The organism is Pseudomonas sp. GXM4 (assembly GCF_008923895.1).
Lineage (GTDB): Bacteria > Pseudomonadota > Gammaproteobacteria > Pseudomonadales > Pseudomonadaceae > Aquipseudomonas > Aquipseudomonas atacamensis.
The window spans coordinates 1-5510 of the sequence record NZ_WBRZ01000328.1 but is presented as its reverse complement, the minus strand read 5'-3'; the positions used below and the strand labels follow the sequence as shown (position 1 = coordinate 5510).

At 61.0% G+C, this 5510-nt stretch carries 6 protein-coding genes; all 6 read left to right on the top strand.

Features of this window, described 5'->3' with window-relative positions; genetic code table 11:
* Positions 1-67 precede the first annotated feature (67 nt).
* The gene (locus F8N49_RS25100; protein WP_016775271.1) at positions 68-514 is read left to right on the top strand and encodes an NUDIX hydrolase; all 447 of its coding nucleotides are present in this window, start codon (positions 68-70) and stop codon (positions 512-514) included.
* 59 nt (positions 515-573) lie between these two features.
* A complete protein-coding gene (mnmA, locus tag F8N49_RS25095; RefSeq protein ID WP_071172900.1) occupies positions 574-1698 on the top strand; it encodes a tRNA 2-thiouridine(34) synthase MnmA in 1125 nt (374 codons plus the stop codon).
* Positions 1695-2318 (top strand): high frequency lysogenization protein HflD, encoded by a 624-nt coding sequence (gene hflD, locus F8N49_RS25090; protein ID WP_039763308.1) that lies wholly within the window; start codon positions 1695-1697, stop codon positions 2316-2318. Before mnmA ends, hflD begins: the two co-directional genes overlap by 4 nt.
* Before the next feature lie 126 nt (positions 2319-2444).
* Positions 2445-3815 carry an adenylosuccinate lyase gene (purB, locus tag F8N49_RS25085; RefSeq protein ID WP_003223822.1) on the top strand — a complete coding sequence of 457 codons (1371 nt, stop codon included), beginning with the start codon at positions 2445-2447 and terminating at the stop codon, positions 3813-3815.
* Between the two features lie 86 nt (positions 3816-3901).
* Positions 3902-5071, top strand: coding sequence for a cupin domain-containing protein (locus F8N49_RS25080; protein ID WP_016775274.1), 1170 nt, complete (start codon positions 3902-3904; stop codon positions 5069-5071).
* On the top strand, positions 5064-5489 hold the full coding sequence (locus tag F8N49_RS25075) for a GNAT family N-acetyltransferase (RefSeq protein ID WP_016775275.1): 426 nt from the start codon (positions 5064-5066) through the stop codon (positions 5487-5489). The genes F8N49_RS25080 and F8N49_RS25075 overlap by 8 nt, the downstream gene beginning before the upstream one ends.
* Positions 5490-5510: the final 21 nt, after the last annotated feature.

Genomic DNA, 5510 nt, shown 5'->3' with positions numbered 1-5510 from the left:
ACCGCTATCGCTGGCAAGCCAGCTCCCACAGGGATTGGGGTTTAACCAATAGATTGAGGAAGGTTTTATGGAATGGCTCCCCCACATCACCGTCGCCACCATCGTCGAGGACAACGGCCGTTTCCTGATGGTCGAAGAGCACAAGGGCGGGCGCAATGTGCTCAACCAGCCCGCCGGTCATCTCGACCCGGATGAAACCCTGATCGACGCGGCGATTCGCGAAACCCTCGAAGAAACCGGTTGGGACGTCGAACCCACCGGCGTGATCGGCATTTATCTGTACACCGCACCGAGCAACGGCGTGACTTACCAGCGCATATGCTTCAGCGCCAAAGCCGTGCAGCATCACCCGGATTACCAACTCGACGACGGCATCGTCGGCGCCAAGTGGCTGACCCGCGACGAATTAATCGCCCAGCGTGACAACTGGCGCAGCGAGCTGATCATCCGCTGCATCGACGATTATCTGGCCGGTCATCACTTCAGCCTCGAACTGATCCGCCCTTCTCTTTAGCCTTGCGGCCGTGAGCCTGATAGAATCGCGCCCTTTTCCAAGACACTCATTGAATCCCTATGCGTGATCCAGCCCCTTCTGACACATCCAAGAAGCGCGTCATTGTCGGCATGTCCGGCGGCGTGGACTCTTCCGTTTCTGCCCTTCTGCTGATCGAGCAGGGTTATGAAGTGGAAGGCCTGTTCATGAAGAACTGGGAAGAAGACGACGGAACGGAATACTGCACCGCCATGGACGACCTGGCGGATGCTCAGGCTGTCTGCGACAAGATCGGCATCAAGCTGCACACCGCCAACTTTGCCGCCGAGTACTGGGACAACGTGTTCGAGCACTTCCTCGCCGAATACAAGGCGGGGCGCACGCCGAACCCGGACATCCTGTGCAACCGCGAGATCAAGTTCAAAGCGTTTCTCGACTACGCGATGATGCTCGGCGCCGACCTGATCGCCACCGGTCACTACGTGCGCCGCCGCGATATCGACGGCCGCACCGAACTGCTCAAGGGCCTCGATCCGAACAAGGATCAGAGCTACTTCCTGCACGCCGTTGGTGGTGAACAGATCGCCAAGACCCTGTTCCCGGTCGGCGAACTGGAAAAGCCTGAAGTGCGCGCGATTGCCGAGAAATACGAACTGGCCACCGCCAAGAAGAAGGATTCCACCGGGATCTGCTTCATTGGCGAGCGCCGTTTCAGCGATTTCCTCAAGCAGTACCTGCCGGCACAACCGGGTGAGATCAAGACTACCGAAGGCGAAGTCATCGGCCGTCACCACGGCTTGATGTACCACACCATCGGCCAGCGCCAGGGCCTCGGCATTGGCGGCTTGAAGGATGCTGGCGATGAGCCGTGGTACGTGCTGCGCAAGGATCTGCAGACCAACGAGCTGATCGTCGGTCAGGGCAACAACCATCCATGGCTGTTCTCCAGCGCCCTGCTCGCTTCGGAAATCTACTGGGTCAATCCGATCGATCTGAGCCAGCCGCTGCGCCTGACGGCGAAAGTGCGTTATCGCCAGAGCGATCAGGCCTGCACCCTGGAAAAAACCGCCAGCGGCTATCGCGCCGTGTTCGACGAACCGCAACGCGCGGTGACGCCGGGCCAGTCGGTCGTTTTCTATGACGGTGAAATCTGCCTCGGCGGCGGCGTGATCGAAGTGGCCGAGCCGTGGAGCGGCCAGGCATGAGCCCGACTCAGGAGCAACTGACAGCGCTGGGCGGCGTGTTTCTCGCCGCCGTGCTGGTCGATCGCATCGCCAAGACTGGCCAGACCAACGAGGCCGGCCTGAGTTGCATGCTCGGCAGCCTGCTGGTCCGCGACCCAAAAGATACGCTGGACGTCTACGGCGGCGACGACATCAATCTTCGTGAGGGTTATCGCGCGTTGATCGGCGCTTTGGAGCGCGATCCGAGCACCTTGCAGCGCGAGCCGCTGCGCTATGCCCTGTCGATGCTTGGTCTGGAGCGGCAACTGGCCAAGCGTGACGACATGCTTGAGACGATTGCCAAGCGCCTGCCGCAGATTCAGTCGCAGGTCGAGCATTTCGGCCCGGCCCACGAAAACGTCGTGGCCGCTTGCGGTGCGTTGTACCAGGACACTTTGAGCACTCTGCGCCAGCGCATTCAGGTGCACGGCGACATGCGCAACCTGCAACAGCCGAGCAATGCCTCGAAGATCCGCGCCCTGCTCCTCGCCGGTATCCGCTCGGCGCGCCTGTGGCGTCAGCTCGGTGGTCATCGCTGGCAGTTGGTGATCAGCCGCCGCAAGTTGCTCAAAGAGCTTTATCCGTTGATGCGCAGCGAGTAAACGCCGCGTCATGAAGGCTTTGTAGTCTGTAACGCGTAATACGCCGGTCAGTTGGCGACGGACCGGCGGATTTTTTCATGTATGATACGCGCCCCATTTCGTTGCCCGACTGTCCGAGAACACCCCATGCAGCTCTCTTCGCTCACTGCGGTTTCCCCTGTTGACGGCCGCTACGCCGGCAAAACCCAGGCCCTGCGCCCGATTTTCAGCGAGTACGGCCTGATCCGTGCCCGCGTTCTGGTTGAAGTGCGCTGGCTCCAGCGCCTGGCCGCCCACGCTGGCATCCCTGAAGTGCCAGCCTTCTCCGCCGAGGCCAACGCCGTTCTCAACGAACTGGCTGAAAACTTCTCGCTGGAGCACGCCGAGCGCGTCAAAGAGATCGAGCGCACCACCAACCACGACGTCAAAGCGATCGAATACCTGCTTAAAGAGCAGGCGGCCAAGCTGCCGGAGCTGGCCAAGGTCAGCGAATTCATCCACTTTGCCTGCACCAGTGAAGACATCAACAACCTGTCCCACGCCTTGATGCTGCGTGAAGGCCGTGACGACGTGATGCTGCCGCTGATGCGCCAGACTGCCAACGCCATCCGCGAACTGGCCATCCGTTTCGCCGACGTGCCGATGCTGTCGCGCACCCACGGTCAGCCGGCTTCGCCGACCACTCTGGGTAAAGAGCTGGCCAACGTGGTTTACCGTCTCGAGCGTCAGATCGCTCAGGTCGCTGCCGTGCCGCTGCTGGGCAAGATCAACGGCGCCGTCGGCAACTACAACGCGCACCTGTCGGCCTACCCGCAAATTGATTGGGAAGCCAATGCCCGCGCCTTCATCGAAGACGAACTGGGCCTGGGCTTCAACCCGTACACCACGCAGATCGAACCGCACGACTACATCGCCGAGCTGTTCGATGCCATTGCGCGCTTCAACACCATCCTGATCGACTTCGACCGCGACATCTGGGGCTACATTTCCCTGGGTTATTTCAAGCAGCGCACCATCGCTGGCGAAATCGGTTCCTCGACCATGCCGCACAAGGTCAACCCGATCGACTTCGAAAACTCCGAAGGCAACCTGGGTATCGCCAACGCACTGTTCCAGCACCTGGCGAGCAAGCTGCCGATTTCCCGCTGGCAGCGCGACCTGACCGACTCCACCGTCCTGCGCAACCTCGGTGTCGGCTTCGCCCACAGCGTGATCGCATACGAAGCCAGCCTCAAAGGCATCAGCAAACTGGAGCTCAACGAGCAGAAGATTGCCGCTGACCTCGACGCTTGCTGGGAAGTCCTGGCCGAGCCGATCCAGACCGTGATGCGTCGCTACAACATCGAAAACCCGTACGAAAAGCTGAAAGAACTGACCCGTGGCAAGGGCATCAGCCCTGAAGCGCTGCAGACTTTCATCGATGGCCTGGACATGCCAGCCGAAGCCAAAGCCGAGCTCAAGCAACTGACCCCGGCCAACTACATCGGCAACGCTGTGGCACAAGCCAAACGCATCTGATCGACCGTTTGCCCCGTTTGAGACGCCCGGCCGCGCCGGGCGTTTTTATTCCCGTCTGAAAAGTGCTTTTTTTCCATAGGTTACATATGAATTCCGATATTCCTCTTCAACTTCTGGGCGGCCTCACAGCACGCGAATTCCTGCGTGATTACTGGCAGAAAAAACCGCTGCTGATCCGTCAGGCGATTCCTGACTTCGAAAGCCCGATCGACGCCGACGAACTGGCCGGCCTGGCCCTGGAAGAAGAAGTCGAATCGCGCCTGGTCATCGAGCACGGCGAGCGCCCATGGGAATTGCGTCGCGGCCCGTTCGCCGAAGACGAGTTCAGCAAATTGCCAGAGAAAGAGTGGACGCTGCTGGTGCAGGCGGTTGACCAGTTCGTGCCGGAAGTCAGCGAACTGCTGGAAAACTTCCGCTTCCTGCCGAGCTGGCGTGTCGACGACGTGATGATCAGCTTCGCCGCCCCGGGTGGCAGCGTCGGCCCGCACTTCGACAACTACGATGTGTTCCTGCTGCAGGGCCATGGCAAGCGCAACTGGAAAATCGGCCAGATGTGCGATTCCGAGAGCCCGCTGCTGCAACACGCCGACCTGCGCATCCTCGCTGAATTCCACGAGACCGAAGAATGGGTGCTGGAGCCGGGCGACATGCTCTACCTGCCGCCGCGCCTGGCCCATTGCGGCGTCGCGGTCGACAACTGCATGACTTACTCGGTCGGTTTCCGCGCGCCGAGCGCCGCTGAAGTGCTGACCCACTTCACCGACTTCCTCAGCCAGTTCCTGACCGACGAAGAGCGCTACACCGATGCCGACGCCAAGCCGGCGGTCGATCCGCACCAGATTCAGCACGATGCACTGGATCGCCTGAAAAGCCTGCTCGCCGAGCACATGAGCGACGAGCGTCTGCTGCTGACCTGGTTCGGCCAGTACATGACCGAGCCGCGCTACCCGGAACTGGTGGTCGGCCCGGAAGACGTCGAAGAAGAAGACTTCCTCGCCGCCCTGCAGGATGGCGCCGTGCTGATCCGCAACCCGAGCGCGCGCCTGGCCTGGTCGGAAGTCGACGACGATCTGCTGCTGTTCGCCAGTGGCCAGAGCCGCTACCTGCCGGGCAAGCTGCGCGAACTGCTGAAGCTGATCTGCGCCGCTGACGCCCTGCACGCCGATAACCTCGGCGAGTGGCTGAGCGACGAAGACGGCCGCAGCCTGCTCTGCGAACTGGTCAAGCAAGGAAGCCTGGGGTTCGCCGATGAATAAAATTCGCGTTCGTGTCGCAGACTGGCAGAAGGATATCGCCGAGATCCGGCGCATTCGTGAAACGGTGTTCATCGCCGAACAATCGGTGCCACCCGAGCTTGAGTGGGACGCCGATGACGCGACCGCCGTGCATTTTCTGGCGTTCGAAGGCGACTTCCCGATCGGCACGGCGCGGCTGTTGCCCGATGGACATATCGGTCGGGTTTCGGTACTCAAAGACTGGCGCGGAATGAAGGTCGGTGACGCGCTGATGCAAGCGGTCATCGCCGAAGCCGAAGCACGCGGTTTGAAGCAACAGAAGCTCAGCGCTCAGGTGCAAGCCACGGCGTTCTACGAGCGCCTGGGTTTCAGCCTGGTCAGCGAGGAATTCCTCGAAGCCGGGATTCCGCATGTCGACATGGTTCGGCATTCGGCCTGAGCCCCGCCCTGATCGTTCCCA

What these genes read in the sequence shown, in the direction of transcription:
- F8N49_RS25100 (WP_016775271.1), top strand. Translation starts at nt 68, where the DNA reads ATGGAATGGCTCCCCCACATCACCGTCGCCACCATCGTCGAGGACAAC.
- mnmA (WP_071172900.1), top strand. Translation starts at nt 574, where the DNA reads ATGCGTGATCCAGCCCCTTCTGACACATCCAAGAAGCGCGTCATTGTC.
- hflD (WP_039763308.1), top strand. Translation starts at nt 1,695, where the DNA reads ATGAGCCCGACTCAGGAGCAACTGACAGCGCTGGGCGGCGTGTTTCTC.
- purB (WP_003223822.1), top strand. Translation starts at nt 2,445, where the DNA reads ATGCAGCTCTCTTCGCTCACTGCGGTTTCCCCTGTTGACGGCCGCTAC.
- F8N49_RS25080 (WP_016775274.1), top strand. Translation starts at nt 3,902, where the DNA reads ATGAATTCCGATATTCCTCTTCAACTTCTGGGCGGCCTCACAGCACGC.
- F8N49_RS25075 (WP_016775275.1), top strand. Translation starts at nt 5,064, where the DNA reads ATGAATAAAATTCGCGTTCGTGTCGCAGACTGGCAGAAGGATATCGCC.